The sequence below is a fragment of the Variovorax sp. Root434 genome, from assembly GCF_001426595.1.
Taxonomy (GTDB): Bacteria; Pseudomonadota; Gammaproteobacteria; order Burkholderiales; family Burkholderiaceae_C; genus Variovorax.
The window spans coordinates 550572-575148 of sequence record NZ_LMEK01000001.1 but is presented as its reverse complement, the minus strand read 5'-3'; the positions used below and the strand labels follow the sequence as shown (position 1 = coordinate 575148).

Below are 24577 nucleotides of genomic sequence, written 5' to 3'. Positions count from 1 at the left end.
TCACGCCGTGACGGTTGTCTTGACCGGCGTGCCCGAGGCCATGGCCTCGCCGCCCATCTTCACGGCCTTCACGATGTTCTGGTAGCCGGTGCAGCGGCACAGGTTGCCCTCGAGCAGTTCCCGGATTTCCGATTCGCTCGACTTGGGGTGGTGGGTGCAAAGGTCGATGGCGCTCATGACCATGCCCGGGGTGCAGAAGCCGCACTGCAGGCCGTGGCATTCCTTGAATGCAGCCTGCATCGGATGCATGGTGCCGTCGGCCTCGGCGATGCCCTCGATGGTGGTGATGTCCGCGCCTGTGGCCTGCGCGACCAGGATGTTGCACGACTTGACTGCCCTGCCGTTGAGGTGGACGGTGCAGGCGCCGCACTGGGCGGTGTCGCAGCCGACGTGGGTTCCGGTGAGGTGGAGGTGCTCGCGGATGGCGTGGACGAGGAAAGTATTGGGAGGAGCGTCGACCGTGACCTGACGGCCGTTGACCTTGAAAGCGACCTGCATTTGGCTGTCTCCGTGAAAGGTGATGGCTGGTTCAGCAAAAAGCATCTTGGATGCCCACCTTTCGCACTATCCTAGGCAAAACCCTCGACTCTTGCACAGAGCGAACGAAATTCTCAAAATGAAACAGCTTGCCGTCCGGCGAGCCGGGAAAAGCCGCCCCACACGCGCGAAAAACCACGATGCCCGCCACTGTCGTTTCGCCACCTCCTGAGCGTTCCCTGGCCATTGCCCAAGCCCGCCGCGAACTGATCGAGGGCGAGTCGTCGCCCCGTGCGCGCGGTGCCGCGTGCGTCGATTCGTGGATCACCCGTTCCTGGCAGCGCTGCATCGAGGCCGGCCGCCGGCCGCAGCAGCGAGTCAGCTTCGATCCGGTGAGCCGGGCTGCCGGCTGCGATGTCGCCGAACGCAACCGGGCGCTGGTTTCGGCGGCCCGGCCGGTGATCGACCGGCTTTCGCGCGCCATCGCCGACACCCGCTATTTCGCCATCCTGACCAACGCCGACGGCGTCGTGATCGACGTGGGCAACCTGCCCGGCGGCGTCGACGCCGCCAGCCGCCATGCGCGCGACATCGCGCGCGTCGGCGTCGACCTGTCGGAACGCGCCATCGGCACCAGCGCAATCGGCACCGCGCTGGCCGAGCAGGAATCGGTGTGGCTGCACCGCGGCGAGCATTTCTTCGACGACACCAGCGTCTACAGCTGCGCCGGCGCCCCGCTCTTCGGCCCCCGGGGCGAGTGCATCGGCATGCTCGACCTGACCGGCGTGCAGGTGGTCGAGCGCCCGGAGTTGCGCCACCTGGCCACCCTGTCCGCGCGCAGCATCGAGAACATGCTGCTGATTCGCGAGCCCTGCGAGCTGCTGTTGCACCTGGCCTGGCCGGGCAGCCCGAGCAGCGAGGCCACCGAGGGGCTGCTGTGCATCGACGCTGGCGGCGGCATCACGGGCGCCAATGCGGCGGCCCGGCAGATGCTGCACCAGCCGCTGGCACGCTGCGAACACGCATTGAATTTCAACGATCTGTTCGCGCTGCCCCTGCACATGATGTTCGACGCGGCCCGGCGCGGCGACGCGGTGCTCGAAGTGCCGCTCTGGTCGGGCCTGCGGGTGCAGGCGCGGCCCCGGCGCGGCGGCGGCCCCGAGGGTGCTCCCGCATCCAGCACCCGCCCGCGATTGCGCGACGTCGAAACCGAGCTGATCCGCAAGGCGGTGGCCGACGCGCGCGGCAACGTGGCGGAAGCCGCGCGGGCCCTGGGCATCAGCCGTGCCACTGTCTACCGCAAGCTGTGGCGCGGCCGCTCGGCCGGCATGCCGGACTGAGCGTACGGCGTTCAGTTTTCATTCAGCCTTCCCGCTGCTTCAGGCCCCCACGGGTACCTTGTCCAGGAAGCCCGTGACCGAGCGAAGCTTGCCGGCATCCAGCTGGGCGAAGTCAGTGCCCTGGATCAGGTCTTCCGCCCCGCTCGGCCCCAGCGTCCACGAGAAGCGCAGGTGGTCGCCATGCGCGTCCGCCTTGCCCAGCAGGTTGAAGCGGAAGCCCGGGTAGCGCTGGTGCACCGCGCCGACCAGCGCGCTGATCTGCTCATGCCCTCTGGCCTGCGCCATCGGGTCCACGTAGTGCGCGTTGGCGGCCCACCCGGCTTCGATCAGCGCGGCGCGGCGCGCGGCGTCGGTTTCGTTCCAGACGGCGATGTAGCGTTGGGCAATCGCAGTGGCATCGTGTGCGGCGGTGTTCATGATGACGATTCCTTTCGAGGGGTTCGACCCGCAACATCGCGGGGTGAAGGAATGGTCGCGCCGCACGCGATTCGCGTCGATGACGTGGCAGGTTATGCGGCAAGCTCCATCGAGGCGTTCGCATCCAGCGGAAACACCGGCCGGCGCACCTTGCTGAACGGGAACAGGCCGTAGTCCGAACTGGTCACACCCGGGCTGTCGCACTCCACCAGCGCGGCCGACAGCGGCTCGAACACCGGCCGGCAGTACATGCGCGACTTGAGCAGCAGGAAGCGTTCCTTGCGCGGATCGAGCCCCGCGCACTCGAAGACGCCGATGTCCCACGGCTCCTGCGTGCGCTCGGTCACCACGATGCGCGCAGCGCCGATGTCGAACAGCACCGTACGGCCCATGCTGCTGCGCTGGCCGGTGTAGGTGGGGCCGGTGATCACGTACTCGCCGTTGCCGATGGTGCGCACGGTACCCGTCAGGCGCACCGGCGTTTTCTTCAACCCGATGCCTTCCAGCGAGACCTTGTTGCCGAGCGCGACGGTCGCCTCCGCGCCCTCCCCCGCCGCAATCAGTTCGGCCACCGCTTCGGGGTCGCACAGCGGCCCCACGCCGATGCCGTGCAGCCCTTGCGCCAGCGCTTCCTGCAGCACGTCCATGGTGTCGCAGCTGCCGCCCGACATGCAGTTGTCGCCATGGTCGAGCAGCAGCACCGGGCGTGTGGCGCCCTGGGCGATGAGCTTTGCGCGGGCCACCGACTGCGTGAGCGGCTCGCTGCGGTAGATGAAGGCTTCGCGCTCGCTCCACATCTGCATCGCGATGCGGTCGGCCGTGGCCTGCGCGCGTTCGGGCGATTGCGCATCGACCACGATCACGCTCATGCACGGCGCCTCGATGTCCGACAGCGAAAAGCCCGCCAGGATCGACACCGCGAGCGACTCCGACGATTTCTCGGCTTCGCGCGCCGCCTCGATGGCGCGCTGCATCGCGCCGGTGAACGAGGCGCTGCGCAGCGTGTGCGCCATCAGCGGCAGCTGGCGCCAGCGCATCGCCGGTCTGCTGCGCCCGGCCAGCAGGTCGAACAGCAGGCGGCCGGCGTGCTCGCCGGTTTCGTACATGTCGATGTGCGGATAGGTCTTGAAGCCGACGATCACGTCCGCATTGCCGACCATCGCAGGCGTGACGTTGGCATGCAGGTCGAGCGCCACGCCGATGGGCACGCCCGGCGCCGCAGTGCGCAGGCGCACGAGCAGGTCGCCTTCGCCGTCGGCACTGTTCTGCGCGACCATCGCGCCGTGCAGGTCGAGCAGGATGGCGTCGCAGCCAGCCGCCGCATCGACGATGCACTGCGTGAGCGTGGTGTAGGCCTGCGCGTCGACCGGCCCGCTCGGGTTGGCCGAGGCCGACACCGGCGTGACCAGCGTGGCGCCGGCCTGCTCCGCCAGGTCGATGAAGGCCGACATCGCCGTGCGCATGCCCTTGTTGTCCCGGTAGGCCTGCTCGCCGAAGGTCGGGCCGTCGGGACCGAAAGCCGCGAGCGGCGTCGGCACGGGAGAGAAGGTGTTGGTCTCGTGGTTGAGACGTGCGATCAGCACCTTCATGACGACGCCACTCCCGCGCTTTGCAGCATCGCCTGCAGCAGCACGTTGCAGCCGGCTTCGAGGTGGTCGGGCTGCGCATCCTCGATCTCGTTGTGGCTGATGCCGTCGAGGCAGGGCACGAAGATCATCGCCGTGGGGCAGACGCGCGCGAGGTACACGGCGTCGTGACCGGCGCCGCTGATCACGTTCATCCAGCTCATGCCCTGCGCCTGTGCGGCCTCGCGCACGGCGGACACGAGCTTGGGCGTGAAGGGCTGCGGCGGGAAGTAGACGACCTGCTCCACCGACATCTCGACCTTGCCCTTCGTCGCGATGCGCTGCACCGCTTCTTTCAGCTCGGCATCCATGGCCGACAGCACCACGTCGTCGGCCGCGCGCAGGTCGACGCTGAGCTTCACGCGGCCCGGGATCACGTTGCGCGAGTTCGGATAGTTGTCGATCCAGCCGACCGTGCCGCGCGCATGCGGTGCGTGCGCCAGCGCGATGCGGTTGACCTCGATCACGAGCTCGGAGGCGGCCAGCAGCGCGTCCTTGCGCAGTTCCATCGGTGTGGGGCCGGCATGCGCTTCCATGCCCTGCACCACCACGTCGTACCAGCGTTGGCCCAGCGCCCCTTCGACCACGCCGATCACGCGCTCGTTGGCTTCGAGCACCGGGCCCTGTTCGATGTGCGCCTCGAAGTACGCGCCCACCGGCGATGCGGCCACCGAAGCAGGCGTACTGCCCGCGTAGCCGATGGCGGCAAGCGCGTCGGACACGCTCACGCCCTCGTTGTCGCGCTGCGCCAGCGCATGCTCGAGCGTGAAGGCGCCGACGAACACGCCGGAGCCCATCATCACGGGCACGAAGCGCGAGCCCTCCTCGTTGGTCCACACCGCCACTTCGAGCGGTGCTTCGGTTTCGATCTTCGCGTCGTTGAGGCTGCGGATCACCTCCAGCCCCGCGAGCACGCCATAGTTGCCGTCGAACTTGCCGCCCGTGGGCTGCGTGTCGATGTGGCTGCCGGTGGTGATGGGCGGCAGCGCGTTGTTGCGGCCGGCGCGGCGCGCGAAGATGTTGCCGATGGCGTCCACGCGCACTTCGCAACCCGCTTCGCGCATCCAGCGCGTGAACAAGTCGCGACCCTGGCGGTCGAGGTCGGTCAACGCGATGCGGCAGACGCCGCCTTTCTCGGTGGCGCCGAGTTGCGCCAGTTCCATCAGCGAGTTCCAGAGCCGCTGGCCGTCGATGCGGAGTTCGGTGTGTGAGTTCATGGCTTTGCGATAAGGAAGAGTGTTGCGGGAAGCCTCAAGCAAGGCCCACGCCCAGATAGCGGTCTTTCACTTCATGGTCGGCCATGAAGTCGGCGTTGCCGGCCTCGTGCACGATCACGCCCTGCTCCACGATGTAGTGGCGGTCGGCCAGCTGCACGCAGACTTCGAGGTTCTGCTCGACCAGCAGGATGGCCACGCCGGCCGCCTTGATGGTCTTGAGCTGCGCGACGATCTCCTCGACGATCACCGGCGCCAAGCCTTCGACCGGCTCGTCGAGGATCAGCAGGCGCGGATGGTTCATGAGCGCGCGGCCGATGGCCAGCATCTGCTGCTCGCCGCCCGAAAGCTGCCCGCCGCCGTTGCGCCGGCGCTCCTTCAGCCGCGGAAAGATGCGGTAGATGTCGGCCAGCTGCCAGGGCGATTCGCGCCGCAGGCCGAGCAGCAGGTTTTCTTCCACCGTGAGCAGCTTGAAGACGCCGCGGTGCTCGGGCACCAGGCACACGCCGCGTGCGGCGATGCGGTGCGGCGGCATGCCCGCGATGTCCGCGCCCTGGAAGCGCACGCGCCCTTTCGTGGGCGTGACGGCGCCGGCAATGCTCTTGAGCGTGGTCGACTTGCCCGCGCCGTTGCGGCCCAGCAGCGTGACCAGTTCGGCATCGCCAACGCGCATCGAAACGCCCTGCAGCACATGGCTCTTGCCGTAGTGGGCGTGCAGCCCCTCGACTTCGAGGATGGAATGGGTCATTGGCGAACCTCTGTTCTTGAATGGCCGCTCGTGGTGCGGCTTTTGCTCCCTCTCCCCTCGGGGAGAGGGCTGGGGTGAGGGCCGACGGCGATGGCAAAGGCAGCACACCTGCGAAGGCCCATGCCCTCACCCCCACCCTCTCCCCAGGGGGAGAGGGAGCAAGAGACGGCGCTCATGCTTTTCCTCCAGTGATCATGTTGCCGAGGTAGGCCGTGCGCACGCGCGCATCGGAGCGGATGTCGCCCGGCAGCCCTTCGGCAAGCACGCGGCCCAGCTGCATCACGGTCACGGTGTCGGAGATGTCCATCACGATGTTCATGTTGTGCTCGATCAGCACCACGGTGTGCTGGTCGCGCAGGCCGCGGATCAGGTGCTTCATGTCGTCGAGGTCGTCGATGCCCATGCCCGAGGTCGGCTCGTCGAGAAAGATCGCCTTCGGCCTGGCGGCCAGCGCCATGCCCACTTCGAGGCGGCGCTGCTGGCCGTGCGACAACTCGCTGACCGGCGTGTTCGCCAGCCGTTCGAGCCCCACGCGCTGCAGCACCTCGTCCACCGTCCGCGCGCAGGCGAGTTCGCCGACCGGCGCGCGCCAGCAGTTCATGGCCTGGCGCGGCGAAACGCCCTGCGCCGCCACGCGCAGGTTCTCGCGCACCGAAAGGCTCGCGAACAGTGCCGTGACCTGGAACGAGCGCGCCATGCCGCGCTGCACGCGTTGGTGGTCGGGCTCGCGCGTCACGTCGTGGCCGTCGAACAGGATGCGGCCGCCCGTGGTGGTGCCGGTGCCCGTGAGCATGTGGAACAGCGTGGTCTTGCCCGCGCCGTTCGGGCCGATCACCGAGTGCACGGTATTGCGCCTGATCTTCAGGTCGACGCCGCCGAGCGCGGCGAACTTGCCGTAGTGCTTGGTGACGCCGACGGCTTCGATGAGGATGTCCGTCATGCTTTTTCTCCCAGGGCCGCGGGCACTTTGGCGTCGGGCGATGTCTTGCGGAAGATGCGGCGCCAGGCGCCCTCGCCCAGCCCCCAGAGCCCGCGCTGCATGCCGATGCTCACGCCGATCAGCAGCAAGCCCAGCAGCAACAGCCAGCGCGGCCACAGCGTGGAGAGCCAGTCGGCCAGCAGCACATAGAAGGCCGAGCCCAGCACCGAGGCGAACAGGTTGCCGGTGCCGCCGATCACGGTGATGACCAGGATCATCTCGCTCGTGTGGTACTCGGCGTTCGACAGCGGCGCGATGCCGGTCATCATCGCGTGCAGCCCGCCCGCCAGGCCGGTGACGGCGCCCGAGATCACGAAGGCCAGCAGCTTGAAGCGCTTGAGGTCGTAGCCCACGGCGGCGGCCCGGTCCTCGTTGTCGCGGATGGCCAGCAGCGTGCGACCGAAGATCGAATCGGTCACGCGCAGCAGCAGCCCGAACGCGATCAGGAAGATCACCGCGACGAAGGCGTAGTACTTCCACGGCGTGTCCATGAAACCGGGGCGCGGCACGTCGAGCAGGCCGTTGTCGCCACCCGTGAGGTCGGTGGCGGTGTAGGCGATGAAATAGAACATCTGCGCAAAGGCCAGCGTGAGCATCACGAAGTAGGTGCCGCGCTGGCGGATCGCGACCCAGCCGACCAGCGCCGCGCCGAGCGCGCCCATGGCGACGGCCGCCAGCAAGGCGAGCGGCATGGGCAGGTGCAGGCGCGTGAGCAGGATCGCGATGGTGTAGCTGCCCAGCCCGAAGAAGATGCCCTGCCCGAAGGACAGCAGCCCCGTGTAGCCCAGCAGCAGGTTGCAGCCCAGGGCCGCGAGTGCATAGATCAGCACCTCGCTCGCGAGCGAGCCCGAGCGCAGCACCAGCGGCAGGCCCAGCGCGGCGATCAGTGCCAGAAGGAAAGTGATTTTTCTCGGCATGGCGTTCATCCTTTTCGGCCGAGCAGGCCATGCGGGCGCAGCAGCAGCACGGCCGCCATCGCGATGTAGATCATCAGGCTCGCCCCCGGCGGCCAGATGGTGCTCATGAGGCTCTGCACGATGCCGATGAGCAGCCCGCCCACGAGCGCGCCGCCGAAGCTGCCTAGCCCGCCGATTACCACCACCACGAAGGCGACGCTCAGCGCCTCGACGCCCATGAAGGGCTCGGCGCCGCGGATCGGCGCGGCCAGCACGCCGGCCAGCGCCGCCGTGGCCGCACCCAGCGCGAACACCAGGCTGAACACCCGGAACACGTTGATGCCGAGCAGCGACACCATCTCGGTCGATTCGCTGCCCGCGCGCACCGCGCTGCCCAGGCGCGTGCCTTCGAGCACCCACCACAGCAGCACCGCGAGCACGGCGGTGAAGCCGATCACGAACAGCCGGTACTTGGGATAGACGAAGGCGCCCCACATGACTACGCCCTGCAGCAGGTCGGGCGTGGCCACGCTGTTGCCCAGCGGGCCCCAGAACACGATCACGATCTCCTGCACCGCGAGCGCGAGGCCCACCGTCACGAGGATGTGGAACTCGTGCGCCTTGGCGTACACGCGGCGCAGCAGCAGCTTCTCGGCCAGCCAGCCCAGCGCGCCCACGGCGAGCGGCACCACGACCAGCGCGACCCAGAAGTCCAGGCCCCACTGCATGGCCTGGTAGCAGAGGTAGGCGCCCAGCAGATAGAAAGCACCGTGTGCGAAGTTCACGAAGCGAAGCAGGCCGAACACGATGGACAAGCCAACGGCCAGCAGGAAATACAGCATGCCGATGCCGATTCCGTTGATGGTCTGGAGCAGGTAGACGGTCATGGGCTCGTTGGCTTGCGTTGCGTCAGGCCAGCTTGCAGCCGCTCTTGTCGATCGGGAGGAACGACTTGCCTGAACTGACCACGTCGACGTAGTCGGCCGCGTTCGCCATCTTCGACTTGGCCTTGCCCTTGAGCAGGTAGTAGTCCTTGACGACCTGGTGGTCGGCCTTGCGGATTTCTTCCGTGCCCGTGAGGCCGTCGAACTTCATACCTTCGAGCGCGGCGATCACCGCCTTCTGGTCCACCGAGCCCGCCTTCACGATGCCGTCGATCAGGATCTTGGTGCAGATGTACGAGCCCGCGAGGCTGTAGTTGGGCACGATCTTGAGCTTGTCGGCCGTGCGCTTCACGAGGTCCTTGTTGAGCGCGGTGTCGGCCGTGTGCCAGTACTGCGCACCGAAGTACACGCCGTCGCACAGGTCGGCGCCCAGCTCGTCGAACTGCTCGAGCCCCGAGGCCCAGGCGATGAGGATCGTCATGTTCTTGTGCATGCCGAAGCTCACTGCCTGGCGCAGCGCGGCCGAAGACTGCGCGCCGAAGTTCAGCAGCAGCAGCACGTCGGGCTTGGCCGCCATGGCGTTGGTGAGGTAGCCGCTGAACTCCTTCTCGTTGAGCGAGTGGTAGCTGTTGCCCACGTGCTCGATGCCCTTCTCCTGGAAGATGTTCTTGGCCGCGCCCAGCAGGCCCTCGCCGAACACGTATTGCGGCGTGATCGTGTACCAGCGCTTGGCCTTGGGCATCGACGCGATCAGCGGGCGCACCGTCTGCTCGATGGCGCCGAAGGTGGGCACCGACCAGCGGAAGGTGGCGGGGTTGCAGTCCTTGCCGGTGATCTCGTCGGCGCCCGCGGTGGTGATGAACAGGCCGCCGGCCTTCTCGGCCTCCTTGCCCATGGCCAGCGCTTCGGACGACAGGATGCCGCCCGCGAAGAACTTCGCGCCCTGCTGTTGCGAGGCTTCCTGCACCTTGCGCACAGCAGTCGCCGGCTTGCCTTCGGTGTCGAGCACCGTGTAGGCCAGCGGACGCTTCAGCACGCTGCCGTATTGCTCGATGGCCAGCTTCATGCCCAGGTCGGCGAACTTGCCATTGGCAGCGAACGCGCCCGACATGGGCACCGGGCAGCCGAAGCGGATCGCATCGGCCGATTGGGCGAAGGCCGCGCGACCGGCCAGGAGCGAGGCGGGAGCGGCCGAGAGGGCGGCGAGTTGAAGAAGTTGTCTGCGTTGCATTGGAGGAACTCCGGTCGTGGTGTGGGGTAGGAAAAAGAAGCGGCTGGGACAAGCGCCGGCAAATTTAAGCGGATAAATATGATTAATATGCTGGTAAAAACCCGCTAGCAAGCCCTGTGCCCAAAACCAGATCAACCTCGTGCATCACGCCGTTTAAGATCGCGCGCTGTTGCGCATCCCGCGCATCTCCCGATGGGCATGGAGCGTTTCAATGAGAGTGGGAGAGAACCGTCCCAAGCGGCAGAAGCTCTCGGACGTCATCGTCGAAGACGTCAAGCGCTGGATCGTGGCGGAGCGCAAGCAGCCCGGCGACCGGCTACCGAACGAGAAGGAATTGATCGAGCTCTTCGGCTATTCGAAGAGCACGGTGCGCGAGGCACTGAAGGCGCTGGAGGTGCGCGGGCTCATCGCCATCCGCACCGGCCCCGGCGGCGGTGCGTACCTGCAGCAGGTGTCGGTCGATCATGCCTCGGAGCCGCTGCGCAACTTCCTGCACTTCCATCACCTCGACGGGCATCACATCTACCAGCTGCGCAAGGTGCTGGAGCCCGAGCTGGCGGTGAGCGTGATCGGCAAGCTGACGCCCGCGCAGTTCGAACGGCTCGAAGAAAACGTGCGCCTCTGCACCATAGAGCCCACCAACGAGGACGAATTGCGCACGCAGCGCGAAGCCGAACTGGCCTTTCACACCATGCTGGCCGAGGCCTGCCCCAATCCGGTGCTGTCCTTCATGTGCCGCTTCCTGAACGACCTGCTGCGCGACCTCGTGGTCTACAAGAAGGCGCTGGACCATCACCACTTCGGCGAGACGAATGTCGACTACCACACGCAGCTGCTCGCGGCCTATCGCAAGGAAGATGCAAACGAAGTGCGTCGGCTGATGGCGGAGCACATGGTCGATGCCGAACAGCACATGCACGAGATGGAAGCGCACATCGGGGCCAAGCATCTGCTGCTGCCAAGCGGGCAGCGTTAGATTTTTCAGGGCGCGTGCACAGGCCACCGGGTACTCCCCTCCGCGAATGTCCCCCGGCCTTCGGCCTCCTCCTTTATTTCGCTGCGGGGAGCACCCGGCGCCCTGCGCACAATGGACGCAGCGCTTGTGCTGGCCGGTCAACCAGTGCTCTGAACGATCGCGCCGATGCGGGGGCCTTTTTCGCGAAATAAAGGAGGAGGCCGCAGGCCGGGGGACATTCGCGAAAAAGGTCACCGCATCGGCGCGATCGCACCCCCCTGTTTCAGGCATGGGCCTTTTCCAGACACGCCTGAAACGCCAATACCGCCCGTGACGGTTTCGGCGACCGCCGCAGCAGGCTCACGAACCGGCACGCATAGTTGAACCGCGCCGGCAGCACCGCCTTCATGAGCCCGCGCTGCTCGAACGCCTGGGCATAGTGGTCGGGCAGGAAACCCAGGAAGCGCCCCGAGAGGATCAGCGTCGCAATCGCCTCCTGATCGAAGCCGGTCGCCTTGCGCGACAGCTTGGCGCGGTGGCTCAGCTCCATGTTGGGCGAGTGGTAGCCCAGCCCCGCGAAATGATGCGCGCCAAGCTTCGACCAGGTGAGCTTGGCATGCGGGCTGTCGAACAGCGGATGGCCCCTGCCGCAGTAAAGCAGCATCGTCTCGTCGAACAGGTCCGCATACACGAGGCTCTTCGAAGTGCGGTGCGCCGGGATGATGCCGATCTGGAAGTTGCCCTCCAGCACGCCCTGCTCGATCGCGTTGATCGAACCCACATGCACCGCCAGGCTCACCTCCGGTGCGATCTCGGTGAAGCGCGCAATCGCCTCGCCGATGCGCGCCTTCGGGTTGGTCGCAGTCTTGTCGAACAGGGCCACGTCCAGCTGTCCGCCCATGCGGTTGTGGATGTCGTCGATGCTGCCTCGGAAGGCGTCGACCGAGGCCAGCAGCCGCAGCGTCTCGTCGTACACGCGCTGCCCCTCGGCCGTGAGCGCGAAGCCCGCCCGGCCGCGCCGGCACAGCACCAGGCCGAGCCGCGTCTCCAGGTCCTTCACATGGCGGCTCACGGTGGAGGTGCCGATGTTCAGTTCCAGCTCGGCCGCGGCCATGCCGCCGCAGTCGACCACGCTCTTGAACACCTTGAGCAGGCGCAGGTCCATGTCGCTGAGCTGCCCCAGAACAGCGCGGCTGCGGGTGCTCTGGGCACTGTTCTGGGCCTTCTCTTTTACTTGCATGAACTGTCAAGTGAACATTGATATTGCGCCATTCTCCACACTGAAGGCTCTGCGAACAATCGGCACATCCCATCACCCCCCGGAGCCCGCCCCGTGCGGGAAGCGCCATGACCCTCGCCACGCCCGCCATCGAACCGACGCCCGCCCAGCGCACCGACGCCGCCTGGCTCGACGCGCACTGGATGCCCTACACCGGCAACCGCAACTTCAAGGCCGATCCGCGGATCATCGTGGAGGCCAAGGGCGCCTACTTCACAGACGCCGACGGGCGCAAGATCTTCGACGGCCTCTCCGGCCTGTGGTGCTCGGGCCTCGGCCACGGCCGCCCCGAGATCACCGAGGCGGTGAGCCGCCAGATCGCCAAGCTCGACTACTCGCCGGCCTTCCAGTTCGGCCACCCGCTCTCGTTCGAGCTGGCCAACAAGATCAAGGAGCTCACGCCCGCCGGCCTCGACTACGTGTTCTTCACCGGCTCGGGCTCCGAAGCCGCCGACACCTCGCTGAAGATGGCGCGTGCCTATTGGCGGACCAAGGGCCAGGCAAGCAAGACGCGCCTGATCGGCCGCGAGAAGGGCTACCACGGCGTGAACTACGGCGGCATCTCGGTCGGCGGCATCGCGGCCAACCGCAAGCTGTTCGGCCAGGGCGTCGAGGCCGACCACCTGCCGCATACGCAGCTCGCATCGAACGCCTTCACGCGCGGCATGGCCGAGAACGGCGCCGAGCTGGCCGACCGCCTGCTCGACCTGATCGCGCTGCACGACGCCTCGAACATCGCGGCCGTCATCGTCGAACCCTTCGCGGGCTCGGCCGGCGTGGTGATTCCGCCCAAGGGCTACCTGAAACGCCTGCGCGACATCTGCACCGCGAACAACATCCTGCTGATCTTCGACGAGGTCATCACCGGCTTCGGCCGCTGCGGCGCGCTCACGGGTGCCGAAGCCTTCGGCGTGACGCCCGACATCATGAACATCGCCAAGCAGGTGACCAACGGCGCGCAGCCGATGGGCGCCGTGGTCGCCAACAAGGACATCTACGACACCTTCATGGCCGCCGGCGGCCCCGACTACATGCTCGAGTTCCCCCACGGCTACACGTATGGCGCACACCCGGTGGCGTGCGCCGCCGGCATCGCCGCGCTCGACGTGCTGCAGAAGGAAGACATGATCGGCCGCGTGCAGACGCTGGCGCCGCACTTCGAGAACGCGGTGCACAGCCTCAAGGGCAGCAAGCACGTCGCCGACATCCGCAACTACGGCCTCGCCGCGGGCATCACCATTGCCGCACTGCCGGGCGAACCCGCACGCCGCCCCTACGAGATCGCGATGAACTGCTGGAAGAAGGGCTTCTACGTGCGCTACGGCGGCGACACGATCCAGCTCGCGCCACCTTTCATTGCGGAGAAGGCCGAGATCGATCGCATGGTCAACGCACTGGCCGACGCGCTGGCCGAGACGGCCTGATCGAAGACAAGGGGAGATCTGGCGGAGCAGCCCCTCAGATCCGCCCCGACTTGATCTTGATGTTGGACGCGCGCACTGCGTAGATGCCGTCGAAAGTCCTGAACCACACCAGATCTTCCGACCGTGCGATGAAGCGGCCGCGCATTTGGATCTCGAAACGCGGCGTCAGCAGATCCGAGACATAGGTGAATTCCTTTTCCGGCGCGGTCTTCCCCGGTCCATCTTTTGGCTGCCCTTCCTTCGCCATGAAGGCCGCAAGCTCCGAGAAGCCCCGTGCGGCCTCCGTACTCAGCTGACGCTGGATCTCCTCGGTAGGCTTGGCCAGATCGTCCAGCGAGTAGGAAAGTGGCAGTTGGTACAAGTAGAGGCCAGTCCACTGGTCGGCACCGGTGCCCTGCTCCAACCGGACCGCCACGGCTGTGAGCAACCGTCCGTTGCTGGCCTTGCTGATGTGCAGATAGGGCGTTGCGCCGGTTTGCCCCGCCGCACCCGCGCTGGCCACATCCAGCCCCTGTCGAATCGCGGCATCGAGGAAGAGTTGCCGGGGCTCCAGCATGAGCTTGCCTTTCAGGCGCTGCGCGTCTAGCTCGGTTCTGTTGTCGATCATGCCGGCATTGGCCGCCGCGCCCAATGGACCGAACAGCAGCCCGACCGCAACGCCGCCCCCGCCCTCGGATTGCATATAGACAACGCTCCTGGCTTCATCCAGGTGACGCATCGCATGCCGCGGCTCCTCTACCGCCTTTGCATGCGCTAACGCAAAAGTCCCGGGCGAAGCCCCGGAAACCGGACGATTCTTGTAGGTGGGCGGTGCGCCGCAGCCCGTCAAGCTGGCGATTGCCAGAAATGCACAAAGCCAGAACGCGCGGCGATGCGCGCCATCGAGACCAGTCATGTTTCCCCTCGCTGCATTGATGTAGTCGCCGCTCCCTCGCGGCGCGCGGATCATAGACCGGCACGGTCCTACAGGCGGCGCGCCGGCCGCCTTCCAATAATCGGCGCAATGACGGCATTGCGCAGCGACATCCCCGCCCGCCTCGACCGCCTGCCATGGTCCCGCTGGCACTGGCGCGTGGTGATCGCACTGGGCGTGGCCTGGGTGCTCGACGGGCTCGAAGTCACGCTCGTGGGCTCCATCGGCGCGGTGCTGGAGCGGCCCGACACGCTCGGGCTCACGGCCGGCGAGATCGGCCTCTCGGGCTCGGTGTACGTGGCGGGTGCGGTGCTCGGCGCCCTGCTCTTCGGGCGGCTCACCGACCGGCTCGGACGCAAGAAGCTGTTTCTCGTCACGCTGGTGGTCTACACCATCGGCACGCTGGCCACCGCGTTCTCTCCCGACTTCGCCTTCTTCGCGCTGTGCCGCTTCGTCACGGGGCTGGGCATCGGCGGCGAGTACGCGGCCATCAACTCCGCCATCGACGAACTCATCCCGGCTCGCGTGCGCGGGCGCGTCAACCTCGCGATCAATGGCAGCTTCTGGATCGGCGCGGCGCTGGGCGCGGCGCTGAGCCTCGTGCTGCTCGACGCGCGCGTGATCGGCCCGGTGTGGGGCTGGCGCGCAGGCTTCGCGCTGGGGGCGGTGCTGGCGGTGGCGATCCTGCTGGTGCGGCGCCACGTTCCCGAGAGCCCGCGCTGGCTGGTTGCGCACGGGCAGGCCGATGAAGCCAGGCGCATCGTCGAGCGGATCGAGGCCGAGGTCGGGGCGCAGCACGGACCGCTGCCCGCGCCGCAAGGCCATGTGAACTACACGGCCGCGCGTCCCAACAGCCCGCCGATGCGGGAAGTGGCGCGCGTGCTGCTCAGGCGCTATCCGCAGCGCAGCGTGGTCGCATTGGCGCTGATGATCTCGCAGGCCTTCTTCTACAACGCGATCTTCTTCACCTATGCGCTGGTGCTCACGCGCTTCTATGGCGTGCCCGAAGGCGAGGTGGCGCTCTACATCTTTCCGTTCGCGCTGGGCAACGTGCTCGGGCCGCTGCTGCTGGGGCCGCTGTTCGACAGCGTGGGGCGGCGACGGATGATCGCGCTGACCTATGTGCTCGCGGGCGTCGGCCTCGCGCTCACGGGCTGGGCTTTCATGATGGGCTGGCTCGATGCGCGCAGCCAGGCGATGTGCTGGTCGGCGGTGTTCTTCCTGGCATCGGCGGCGGCGAGCTCGGCGTACCTCACGGTGAGCGAGGTGTTTCCGCTCGAGATGCGGGCCATCGCCATCGCGATCTTCTATGCGGTCGGCATGGGCGCGGGCGGCTTCGCTGCGCCGCTGCTGTTCGGCCTGCTGATCGAGACCGGCAGCCGGGGTGCGGTGATGGTGGGCTACGGCATTGGGGCGGCGCTGGTCATCGTCGCGGGGCTGCTGGCCCTGCGCCATGCGGTCGACGCGGAGCGCAAGCCGCTGGAAGAGGTGGCGCCGCCGCTGTCGTCCGAAGCCGGCGGCGAGCGCTGATCATCAGTCTCTACAGCGCGCAGGTCCTGAAGCCGAAGAAGCCGTCGTCGCGATCAGGCAGCGCAAAGCCGCGGCGGCGCGGCGAACGCAGGCGCGCACGCGTCGCGAACGACGCTCCGCGCAGCACGCGCGCGCGGCCAAAGGCAGCCGCGGGATCGAAGTCGCCCCCCGCGCTCCACGGGTCGGCCCGGTAGCCCGGCCACGGCTGCAGCGTGCCCGCCGTCCATTCATGCACGTCGGCCCAGCGGAAGCCGCGCCGCGCGGCCGTGTGCGCCGCGATCTCCCACTCGACCTCGGTCGCGATGCGACGTCCGGCCCAGCGTGCCCAGGCGTCGGCCTCCCACCAGCTCAGGTGCACCGCGCTGTGATGGCCGGCCGCGCGCACCGTCGCGCCGAAGCGCTGCTGCAGCACCGAGCCGCCGGTGCCGCTGCGCGCCCCGCCGATCTGCTCGACATGGCGCGGCCCGCGCCGGCCCTCGACCTGCGCGGCCAGCCAGCGCCAGCCTTCGCCGTGCCACAGCTCCTCGCGGTCGTAGCCGCCGTCGTCGACGAATTCGGTGTACTGGTTCCAGGTGACGGGCTGCGCGTCGATCTCGAACTCGGGCACGTCGACGCGATGCGCCGCGCGTTCCTGCGCGAAGGCGAAGCCGCCCTCGGGCATGCCCAGCTCCCATCGCGTGGCCGGCAGCAGCAGCGGCTCGCGCGTAACGGCGATGGGCGCCTGCTCGAAGCCCAGCGGCAGCCCCAGCGTCTGCGCCATCACCACGAACTGCTCGCCACGCAGGTCTTCGTGGAACAGCGCGAGGCGATAGAAATACAGGCCGGCATCGGTCTCGGCCGCGTTGTCGAGCAGTTCGAGCGTGCTCTCCAGCGTCTCGAGCAGGTAGGCCTTGGTCTGCGCGAGGTCCGGGAGGTCGGGCGTCCAGCGCCGGTTTGGCGCACTCTGCGCGGGATTCCACCAGCCGTCGGCACCAGGGTCGATGGCCGCAAGGCGCGTGGGCCGCACCGGGCAGTCGGCCCCGAAAGCGCGCTGGGTGTTGCGTCCGATCCACCATTCGGCGAACCAGCCGATGTGGCCGGCCAGCCAGACCGGCGGCACGACATCCGGCGCGGAGGGCACCGGCATGCCCTCGCCGAGCGCCTGCTCATAGAGCGACAGCAGGTGCAGGGTATGGTTGCGCGCATCGATCAGTGCCAGCGAAAGCAGGTCGCGGCCCGCCCGGCAGATGTCGGGAGAATCGATCGACTGAGACGTCGCCTCGGCGGGGGCTGGCGGTGGGCGCGGTGTCTGGGCCATCGGCCATTATGGCCACTCGCCAGGCCCCGGGTACGCCCCGAAAGACACTTTCCATTACATCGATAGAATTCGTTCCGCCTCCCGCACCCGACCCGCTGGCACACAAGGCCAGTGCGTCGGGTGCCGTCGTATCGGGGGGCATCCAATACAAAAATGGAGATGAAATGCAAGGCTTGCTCAAGCTGTCCCGGGCCATCGACTGGCTCAATGCCCAGGTGGGCAAATACGCCATCTGGCTGATCCTGGCCGCCACGGTGATCAGCGCCATCAACGCGATCGTGCGCAAGGTGTTCAACACCAGTTCCAACGCATTCCTCGAAGTGCAGTGGTACCTGTTCGCGTGGTCGTTCCTGATCGCCGCAGGCTTCACGCTGCTGAACCGCGAGCACGTGCGCATCGACGTGCTCAACAGCCGCCTGTCCAAGCGCAAGCAGGTGTGGATCGACATCATCGGCTTCGCCTTCTTCCTGACGCCGCTTTGCATCGCGGTGCTGTGGCTGTCGACGCCCGTGGTGATCCAGATGTATCAGTCGGGCGAGATGTCCGGCAACTCGGGCGGGCTGATCCGCTGGCCCGTTTGGGCGGCGCTGCCGGTGGGCTTCGTACTGCTGCTGCTGCAGGGCTGGTCGGAACTGATCAAGCGCATCGCATTCCTGCGCGGGGAAGGGCCTGACCCGATGGGCCGGCTGACGGACAAGACAGCCGAGGCCGAACTCATCGAAGCCCTGCGCCTGCAAGCCGAGGCGGATGCCGCCAAGGCCGCAAAACCGCAACACTGAACGGCCAAGCAGACAAACACCATGGAATTCATTGTTGCCAATTTCGCCCCGATCATGTTCGCGGGGCTGATCTGCTTCCTGCTGCTTGGCTTCCCCGTGGCATTCAGCCTCGGGGCCTGCGGCCTGTTCTTCGGTCTCGTCGGCATCGAGCTCGGCGTGTTCCAGTCGTCGGTGATGGCATGGCTGCCCCAGCGGCTGATCGGCATCATGGCCAACGACACGCTGCTGGCGGTGCCCTTCTTCACGCTGATGGGGCTCGTCCTCGAGCGAAGCGGCATGGCCGAAGACCTGCTCGACACGGTCGGCCAGGTGTTCGGCCCGATGCGAGGCGGCCTGGCGCTGGCGGTGATCTTCGTCGGCGCGCTGCTGGCGGCCACCACCGGCGTGGTCGCGGCCTCGGTCATCTCGATGGGCCTGATCTCGCTGCCGATCATGCTGCGCTATGGCTACGACCGGCGGCTTTCCAGCGGCGTCATCGCGGCCTCGGGCACCCTGGCGCAGATCATTCCCCCCTCGCTGGTGCTGATCATCATGGCCGACCAGCTCGGCCGCAGCGTCGGCGACATGTACAAGGGCGCCTTCCTTCCCGGCTTCATGCTGATGGGGCTGTACGTGCTCTACGTCGTGTTCCTCGCGATCTTCAAGCCGGCGCAAGTGCCCGCGCTGCCGGCCGAGGCGCGCACCTTCCGCGAACCCAACGGCAGCGGCGGCTACACGTCGCTCGTGGCCCTCACCGCCCTGTCGGCCCTGGTGGCCGCCTGGCTGGCGCGCAACATGGAAGCGGTGCACACCTGGTTCCAGGGCAAGCCCGTGACCTTCGTGGCCACCGACGAGAAAGTGGTGGTCGCCATGTGCGGCGGCGTGTTCGTGGCGCTGGTGATCGCACTGATCAACAAGGGCCTGAAGCTCAATCTGCTGTCGCGGCTGGCCGAACGGGTGACCTTCGTGCTGATCCCGCCGCTGCTGCTGATCTTCCTGGTGCTGGGCACCATCTTCCTGGGCGTGGCAACGCCCACCGAAGGCGGCGCCATGGGCGCCATGGGCGCGCTGGTCATGGCCTGGGTGCGCCGGCGCATGAGCCTGTCGCTGCTGAAGCAGGCGCTGGCCTCGACCACCAAGCTGTCGAGCTTCGTGATGTTCATCCTCATCGGTGCCACGGTGTTCAGCCTGGTGTTCCAGGCCGCCGACGGCCCGATCTGGGTCGAGCACCTGCTCTCGTCGCTGCCGGGCGGACCGGTGGGCTTCCTGATCGCGGTGAACGTGCTGGTGTTCTTCCTGGCGTTCTTTCTGGACTACTTCGAGCTGTCGTTCATCGTGGTGCCGCTGCTGGCGCCGGTGGCACACAAGCTCGGCATCGACCTGATCTGGTTCGGCGTGCTGCTCGCGGTGAACATGCAGACCTCGTTCATGCACCCGCCGTTCGGCTTCGCGCTGTTCTTCCTGCGCTCGGTGGCGCCTGAAAAACAGTACGTCGATCGCGTGACCCAGAAGGTCATGGAGCCGGTGACGACGATGCAGATCTACAGGGGCGCGATCCCGTTCGTGCTGATCCAGCTCACGATGGTCGGCGTACTCATCGCCTTCCCGCAGATCGTGACGGGCAGCCTCGACAAGGAAGTCAAGGTCAACCTCGACGACATCGGCGCGCAGATGCGCGACAGTCTCAAGCCGGAAGGCGACGCCACGCCCGCCGATCCCTACGGCACGCCGGAAGAATCCGCACCGAAGGTCGAGCCTGGCGCACCAGGTGCGAGCGCCGGTACGGCGCCGGCCACGCCGGAGCCGCCAGCCGAAGGCGGCGAAAGCGATCCCATGAAGGCCATGCAGGACGCGCTGAAGCCGCAGAAGCCCTGAGGTGGCGCGAAACCGGGGCTCGCCCAGCCCCGGAAGGCCCATGAAAAAAGGCCGGCCTGCGAAAGCAGACCGGCCTTTTTACTGGCTGGCCGCGAAGGGCGGCCCGGAGCTGATGCTCAGATCTTGACCGAGTTCATGTACTGGTTGAACGGGTACTCCGAGAAGCGATTCCACAGGATCTGGTCGCGCTGGAACGCACGCATGTCCTGGTGGATCTTCTTGAAGTCGGCCGACTTGGCTTCATGCTCGGCGAACACTTCCATCGAAGCCTTGAAGCCCGCGTCCATCACGGCCTTGGGGAACGGCTTCAACTGGGTCTTGGCGGCCACGAGGCGCTTGAGCGCGACCGGGTTGAACGCGTCGTACTTGGCGATCATGTCGCGCGCGGCAACCTTGGTCGCCGCATCGAGGATGGCCTTGTTCTCGTCCGACAGCTTGGCAAACGCCTTGTTGTTGATGAAGAACTCGAGGTCGGCGCCGCCTTCCCACCAGCCGGGGTAGTAGTAGTAAGGGGCGACCTTGTTGAAGCCCAGCTTCTCATCGTCGTAGGGGCCGACGAACTCGGCCGCGTCCAGCGTGCCCTTTTCGAGTGCCTGGTACACGTCGCCCGCGGGCATGTTCTGCGACACCACGCCCAGCTTGGCCATGGCCTCGCCGAACACGCCGCCGCCCATGCGCATCTTCAGGCCCTTGAGGTCTTCGACCGTCTTGATTTCCTTGCGGTACCAGCCGCCCATCTGCGTGCCGGTGTTGCCGGCGCTGGCGGTGCGGAAGTTGTATTGCGCAAAGAAGGCGTCGAGCAGCTTGCGGCCGTTGCCGTACTCCTTCCAGGAGTCGGTCTGGCGCGCGGTCAGGCCGAACGGCACTGCGCAGCTGAAAGCGAAGATCGGGTCCTTGCCGGTGAAATAGTAGGCCGCCGTCTGCGCCATCTCGAGGGTGTCGGCCTGCAGCGCATCGACCACGCCGAACGCGGGCATCAGTTCACCTGCGGGATGGACCGAGATCTCGAACTTGCCGCCCGACAGCGCCTTGACCGTCTTCGAGAGCATTTCGGCGCTGCCGAAGATGGTGTCCAGGGACCGGGGAAAGCTCGACGCCAGGCGCCAGCGAATCGCGGCTTGCGCGTGAACGGCCGGCGCAATGCCAGCGGCCAGAACGCCCGCGATGCCGGCGTTTTTGATGAGGGAACGACGATCCATTGATAGCTCTCCGAGTTCTTGGAATAAAACAAAACGCGGCTTGTGGCCGCGTTGGGGACTGTGTAAGTCTTCTTGATTGTAAAAACGCGCTTACAGGGCCCGGCGGGGGTTTACCCTGCGCCCGAAACGAAGCGCTCGCGGATCGAGGCTTCGATGCCGGGCGCGTCGAGCCCGATGCTCGCCAGCAGCTTCGCCGGATCGCCGTGTTCGATGAAGCGGTCGGGCAGGCCGAGCTGCAGCACCGGCTTCTGGATGTTGGCAGCCTGCAGCGCTTCGAGCACCGCACTGCCCGCGCCGCCCATGGTGGCGCCCTCTTCCAGCGTGACGATGGCGTCGTGCGTGCCCGCGACCTTCAGCAGCAGCTCGACATCGAGCGGCTTGGCCCAGCGCATGTTGACCACCGTGGCGTCGAGCGACTCGGCCGCGGTGAGCGCGGGATACAGCAGCGTGCCGAACGCGAGGATGGCGATGCGCCTGCCTTCGCGGCGGATCTCGCCCTTGCCGAAGGGCAAGGCCTCGAGCGTGAGATGCGGCGCGACGCCGGCGCCCGCGCCGCGCGGATAGCGCACGGCCACCGGATGGCTCTGCTCGTAGGCGCTGGTCAGCAGCTGGCGGCATTCGCGCTCGTCGGCCGGGCAGGCGATGCTCATGTTCGGAATGCAGCGCAGGAACGGAATGTCGTACGCGCCCGCGTGCGTGGCGCCGTCCGCACCCACGAGGCCCGCGCGGTCGAGCGCGAACACCACCGGCAGGTTCTGGATCGCCACGTCGTGGATCAGCTGGTCGTACGCGCGCTGAAGGAAGGTCGAGTAGATCGCGACCACCGGCTTGAGCCCCTCGCAGGCCAGGCCGGCCGCGAAGGTCACGGCGTGCTGTTCGGCGATACCGACGTCGTAGTAGCGGTCGGGGAAGCGCTTCTCGAACTCCACGAGCCCCGAGCCTTCGCGCATCGCGGGCGTGATGCCCACCAGCCGGCCATCGGCGGCGGCGGTGTCGCACAGCCACTGGCCGAACACCTGGGTGAATGTCTGCTTCACCACCGCAGCGGACTTGACCAGCCCCACCTGCGGATCGAACTTGCCGGGGCCGTGGTAGGCGACCGGATCGGCCTCTGCGAGCTTGTAGCCCTGCCCCTTCTTCGTGACCACGTGCAGGAACTGCGGGCCCTCGAGGTGCTTGAGGTTCTCGAGCGTGGGCACCAGCGAGTCGAGGTCGTGGCCGTCGATCGGGCCCACGTAGTTGAAGCCGAACTGCTCGAACAGCGTGGCCGGCACGACCATGCCCTTGGCGTGCTGCTCCAACCGCTTGGCCAGCTCGAACAGCGGCGGCGCATTGCGCAGCACGCTCTTGCCGACGCTCTTGGCGGCGGCGTAGAAGTTGCCGCTCATCAGCTGCGCAAGGTAGCGGTTGAGCGCGCCCACGGGCGGGCTGATCGACATGTCGTTGTCGTTCAGGATGACGAGCAGCTTGCAGTCGCACACGCCCGCGTTGTTCAGTGCCTCGAAGGCCATGCCGGCCGTGAGCGCGCCGTCGCCGATGATGGCCACGGCGTGGCGGTCTTCGCCCTTCTGCTTGGCGGCCATGGCCATGCCGAGCGCGGCCGAGATGCTGGTCGACGAATGGGCGGTGCCGAAGGTGTCGTACTCGCTCTCGGTGCGCTGCGGAAAGCCTGAGATGCCGCCGATCTGCCTGAGCGTGGGCATGCGCTCGCGCCGGCCCGTGAGGATCTTGTGCGGATAGGTCTGGTGGCCCACGTCCCACACCAGCCGGTCGTGCGGCGTGTTGAACACGTGGTGCAGCGCGACGGTGAGTTCGACCGTGCCGAGGTTGGAGCTCAGGTGGCCGCCGGTGCGCGAGACGTTGTCGAGCACGCAGGCGCGCACCTCGTCGGACAGTTGGCGCAGCTGGGCCCGGTCGTATTTGCGGATCGGCGAGGGGTCGTGGAGTGTGGGAAGCAGCGGAGCAGCCATGGGAGGTATTTTCTTTTCTCAGTGTTCGATCACGCTTCGTGTGGCCCGCGACACACGAAACTGCCGCGATTCAGTCGAGAGACACCGCGGAACCGGCTTTGCCGGGCCGCTGGTGTCGCCCCCTGGAAGGGGGTTGGCGAAGCGACACGAAGTGCGCGAAGACTGGGGGTAAGTTTCATCCTAGCGATCGCGATCGACCACCATGTGGGCCAAAGCGCGCAGCGCTGCGGTGTCGGGCAGGCCGCTGCGGGCCAGCGCGGCCAGCGCGTCGGCCAGCAGCTGGCGGGCCTGGGCGCGCGCGCCGTCGAGGCCTAGAAGGGACACGTAGGTGGGCTTGTCGGCCGCGGCATCCTTGCCGGCGGTCTTGCCCAGAGTGTCCGAGTCGGCCGTGACGTCGAGGATGTCGTCGATCACCTGGAACGCCAGGCCGATGGCCGCGCCATAGTCGCGCAGCGCGGCCAGTGCCGGCCCGGCGAGGGAACCGCAGGCAGCGCCCATCTCGACGCTGCCCTGCAACAGCGCGCCGGTCTTCAGGCGGTGCATTTCGCGCAGCTGTGCTTCATTCAATGCAATGCCGACGCTGGCCAGGTCGATGGCTTGGCCGCCGGCCATGCCCTGGCTGCCCGCGGCCCGGGCAAGCAGCCGGCACAGCTGGGCCTGCGTGGCAGCAGGAATCTCGTCGCCGTCGGGCGTGAGCAGTTCGAAGGCCAGGGCCTGCAGCGCGTCGCCGGCCAGCAGGGCGTCGGCCTCGCCGAATTTCACGTGCACGGTGGGCTTGCCGCGGCGCAGCACGTCGTTGTCCATGCACGGCAGGTCGTCGTGCACCAGCGAATAGGCGTGGATCAGCTCGGTGGCGCAGGCCGCGCGCAGGGCGGCGGCCTGGTTGCCGCCGACGGCCTCGCTGGCCGCGAGCACCAGCAACGGCCGCAGGCGCTTGCCGCCATCGAGCACGGCGTAGCGCATGGCATCGCCCAGCAGCACGGGCGCATCGACGCCGACCCAGCGCGACAAGGCCGCTTCGACGTTCGCCAGATGGGGGTCGCTCCAGCCGGCGAGCGTGCGGGCGTCCCAATGGCTGGAATTCAGCGCGGCGGCGCTCATTCAGGCGTCCAGACCTTGAGGCTGCCCGAATCGAGCACCTTGATCTGGTCTTCGACCGCCTGCAGCTTGTCGCGGCAGAAGGCGAGCAGCGCCGCACCACGCTGGTAGCTCACGAGCAGTTGGTCGAGGGGCAGCTGGCCTGATTCGAGTTCCGCCACCAGCTGCTCCAGTTCCTGGAGTCCGGCTTCGTAACTGGCAGGCAGCGGGCCCGTATCGGGCGTTGCCGCCGGGCTGGACGAGGAAGGGGGAGGCACCTTGGGCATGCAAGCGAAACGTGGGTGAAACCGGGCATTTTAGGACTGGGAGCAGAACAACCGGGCGGCCGTCCCTCCGGACGAGTCGCCACCGCCTCGAGCGGCGCCCGATTGCACGCAGCCAAGCCGGGTGAAGAGCCAGGGGACAAAAGATGCCCCCCGGGTACAATGCGAACTTCTCTCGTTGGCGACGTCAACACACTCTTCGGGC

At 67.2% G+C, this 24577-nt stretch carries 22 protein-coding genes; 6 read left to right on the top strand and 16 right to left on the bottom strand.

From position 1 onward, the window contains the following. Complete coding sequence (locus ASD05_RS02675) at positions 1 to 498, bottom strand: (2Fe-2S)-binding protein (protein WP_056587209.1); 498 nt, start codon at positions 496 to 498, stop codon at positions 1 to 3. Between the two features lie 179 nt (positions 499 to 677). Here ASD05_RS02675 and ASD05_RS02670 point away from each other — a divergent pair, with 179 nt between their 5' ends. Next, positions 678 to 1817 (top strand): helix-turn-helix domain-containing protein, encoded by a 1140-nt coding sequence (locus tag ASD05_RS02670; protein WP_056587206.1) that lies wholly within the window; start codon positions 678 to 680, stop codon positions 1815 to 1817. 39 nt (positions 1818 to 1856) lie between these two features. Here the strand turns inward: ASD05_RS02670 and ASD05_RS02665 are convergent, their stop codons facing one another. From ASD05_RS02665 to ASD05_RS02630, 8 genes are all read right to left on the bottom strand, one after another. Then, entirely contained in the window at positions 1857 to 2234 is a 378-nt protein-coding gene (locus ASD05_RS02665) for a nuclear transport factor 2 family protein (protein WP_056587203.1), read from the bottom strand. A 92-nt stretch (positions 2235 to 2326) separates the two neighbouring features. Further along, on the bottom strand, positions 2327 to 3823 hold the full coding sequence (locus tag ASD05_RS02660) for a M81 family metallopeptidase (RefSeq protein WP_056587199.1): 1497 nt from the start codon (positions 3821 to 3823) through the stop codon (positions 2327 to 2329). Then, the gene (locus tag ASD05_RS02655) at positions 3820 to 5076 is read right to left on the bottom strand and encodes a Zn-dependent hydrolase (RefSeq protein WP_056587195.1); all 1257 of its coding nucleotides are present in this window, start codon (positions 5074 to 5076) and stop codon (positions 3820 to 3822) included. The genes ASD05_RS02660 and ASD05_RS02655 overlap by 4 nt, the downstream gene beginning before the upstream one ends. Positions 5077 to 5110: 34 nt before the next feature. Beyond that, the gene (locus tag ASD05_RS02650) at positions 5111 to 5821 is read right to left on the bottom strand and encodes an ABC transporter ATP-binding protein (protein WP_056587192.1); all 711 of its coding nucleotides are present in this window, start codon (positions 5819 to 5821) and stop codon (positions 5111 to 5113) included. Positions 5822 to 5993: 172 nt separating this feature from the next. Then, positions 5994 to 6761, bottom strand: coding sequence for an ABC transporter ATP-binding protein (locus ASD05_RS02645; RefSeq protein ID WP_056587189.1), 768 nt, complete (start codon positions 6759 to 6761; stop codon positions 5994 to 5996). After that, the gene (locus tag ASD05_RS02640; RefSeq protein ID WP_056587805.1) at positions 6758 to 7717 is read right to left on the bottom strand and encodes a branched-chain amino acid ABC transporter permease; all 960 of its coding nucleotides are present in this window, start codon (positions 7715 to 7717) and stop codon (positions 6758 to 6760) included. Before ASD05_RS02640 ends, ASD05_RS02645 begins: the two co-directional genes overlap by 4 nt. A gap of 5 nt (positions 7718 to 7722) precedes the next feature. Then, entirely contained in the window at positions 7723 to 8583 is an 861-nt protein-coding gene (locus ASD05_RS02635; RefSeq protein WP_007829315.1) for a branched-chain amino acid ABC transporter permease, read from the bottom strand. Between the two features lie 22 nt (positions 8584 to 8605). After that, a complete protein-coding gene (locus ASD05_RS02630; protein WP_056587186.1) occupies positions 8606 to 9811 on the bottom strand; it encodes an ABC transporter substrate-binding protein in 1206 nt (401 codons plus the stop codon). 211 nt (positions 9812 to 10022) lie between these two features. On the opposite strand from ASD05_RS02630, the gene ASD05_RS02625 reads away from it, so the two are divergent. After that, positions 10023 to 10787 carry a FadR/GntR family transcriptional regulator gene (locus tag ASD05_RS02625; RefSeq protein WP_056587184.1) on the top strand — a complete coding sequence of 255 codons (765 nt, stop codon included), beginning with the start codon at positions 10023 to 10025 and terminating at the stop codon, positions 10785 to 10787. Positions 10788 to 11049: 262 nt separating this feature from the next. Here the strand turns inward: ASD05_RS02625 and ASD05_RS02620 are convergent, their stop codons facing one another. After that, positions 11050 to 12006, bottom strand: coding sequence for a LysR family transcriptional regulator (locus ASD05_RS02620; RefSeq protein WP_007829312.1), 957 nt, complete (start codon positions 12004 to 12006; stop codon positions 11050 to 11052). Positions 12007 to 12113: 107 nt separating this feature from the next. On the opposite strand from ASD05_RS02620, the gene ASD05_RS02615 reads away from it, so the two are divergent. Beyond that, positions 12114 to 13469 carry an aspartate aminotransferase family protein gene (locus tag ASD05_RS02615; RefSeq protein WP_056587181.1) on the top strand — a complete coding sequence of 452 codons (1356 nt, stop codon included), beginning with the start codon at positions 12114 to 12116 and terminating at the stop codon, positions 13467 to 13469. Between the two features lie 34 nt (positions 13470 to 13503). Here the strand turns inward: ASD05_RS02615 and ASD05_RS02610 are convergent, their stop codons facing one another. Beyond that, complete coding sequence (locus tag ASD05_RS02610; RefSeq protein WP_056587178.1) at positions 13504 to 14364, bottom strand: hypothetical protein; 861 nt, start codon at positions 14362 to 14364, stop codon at positions 13504 to 13506. Between the two features lie 108 nt (positions 14365 to 14472). On the opposite strand from ASD05_RS02610, the gene ASD05_RS02605 reads away from it, so the two are divergent. Further along, a complete protein-coding gene (locus ASD05_RS02605) occupies positions 14473 to 15912 on the top strand; it encodes an MFS transporter (protein ID WP_056587176.1) in 1440 nt (479 codons plus the stop codon). A 10-nt stretch (positions 15913 to 15922) separates the two neighbouring features. Here ASD05_RS02605 and ASD05_RS02600 read toward each other — a convergent pair whose 3' ends face one another. Beyond that, on the bottom strand, positions 15923 to 17209 hold the full coding sequence (locus tag ASD05_RS02600) for an SUMF1/EgtB/PvdO family nonheme iron enzyme (RefSeq protein ID WP_056587173.1): 1287 nt from the start codon (positions 17207 to 17209) through the stop codon (positions 15923 to 15925). A gap of 164 nt (positions 17210 to 17373) precedes the next feature. Here ASD05_RS02600 and ASD05_RS02595 point away from each other — a divergent pair, with 164 nt between their 5' ends. Together ASD05_RS02595 and ASD05_RS02590 are read left to right on the top strand one after the other, a co-directional pair. After that, a complete protein-coding gene (locus ASD05_RS02595; RefSeq protein ID WP_056587170.1) occupies positions 17374 to 17988 on the top strand; it encodes a TRAP transporter small permease subunit in 615 nt (204 codons plus the stop codon). 21 nt (positions 17989 to 18009) lie between these two features. Next, positions 18010 to 19842 carry a TRAP transporter large permease gene (locus ASD05_RS02590; protein WP_056587167.1) on the top strand — a complete coding sequence of 611 codons (1833 nt, stop codon included), beginning with the start codon at positions 18010 to 18012 and terminating at the stop codon, positions 19840 to 19842. A gap of 116 nt (positions 19843 to 19958) precedes the next feature. Here the strand turns inward: ASD05_RS02590 and ASD05_RS02585 are convergent, their stop codons facing one another. The 4 genes from ASD05_RS02585 to xseB all read right to left on the bottom strand — a co-directional run bounded on the left by ASD05_RS02585 (position 19959) and on the right by xseB (position 24375). Continuing rightward, on the bottom strand, positions 19959 to 21041 hold the full coding sequence (locus ASD05_RS02585; RefSeq protein WP_056587164.1) for a TRAP transporter substrate-binding protein: 1083 nt from the start codon (positions 21039 to 21041) through the stop codon (positions 19959 to 19961). A 110-nt stretch (positions 21042 to 21151) separates the two neighbouring features. After that, the gene (gene dxs / locus ASD05_RS02580) at positions 21152 to 23011 is read right to left on the bottom strand and encodes a 1-deoxy-D-xylulose-5-phosphate synthase (RefSeq protein WP_056587160.1); all 1860 of its coding nucleotides are present in this window, start codon (positions 23009 to 23011) and stop codon (positions 21152 to 21154) included. A gap of 180 nt (positions 23012 to 23191) precedes the next feature. Continuing rightward, positions 23192 to 24112, bottom strand: a complete 921-nt coding sequence (locus ASD05_RS02575; RefSeq protein ID WP_056587157.1) for a polyprenyl synthetase family protein — start codon at positions 24110 to 24112, stop codon at positions 23192 to 23194. After that, on the bottom strand, positions 24109 to 24375 hold the full coding sequence (gene xseB, locus ASD05_RS02570; RefSeq protein WP_007829283.1) for an exodeoxyribonuclease VII small subunit: 267 nt from the start codon (positions 24373 to 24375) through the stop codon (positions 24109 to 24111). The genes ASD05_RS02575 and xseB overlap by 4 nt, the downstream gene beginning before the upstream one ends. Positions 24376 to 24577: the final 202 nt, after the last annotated feature.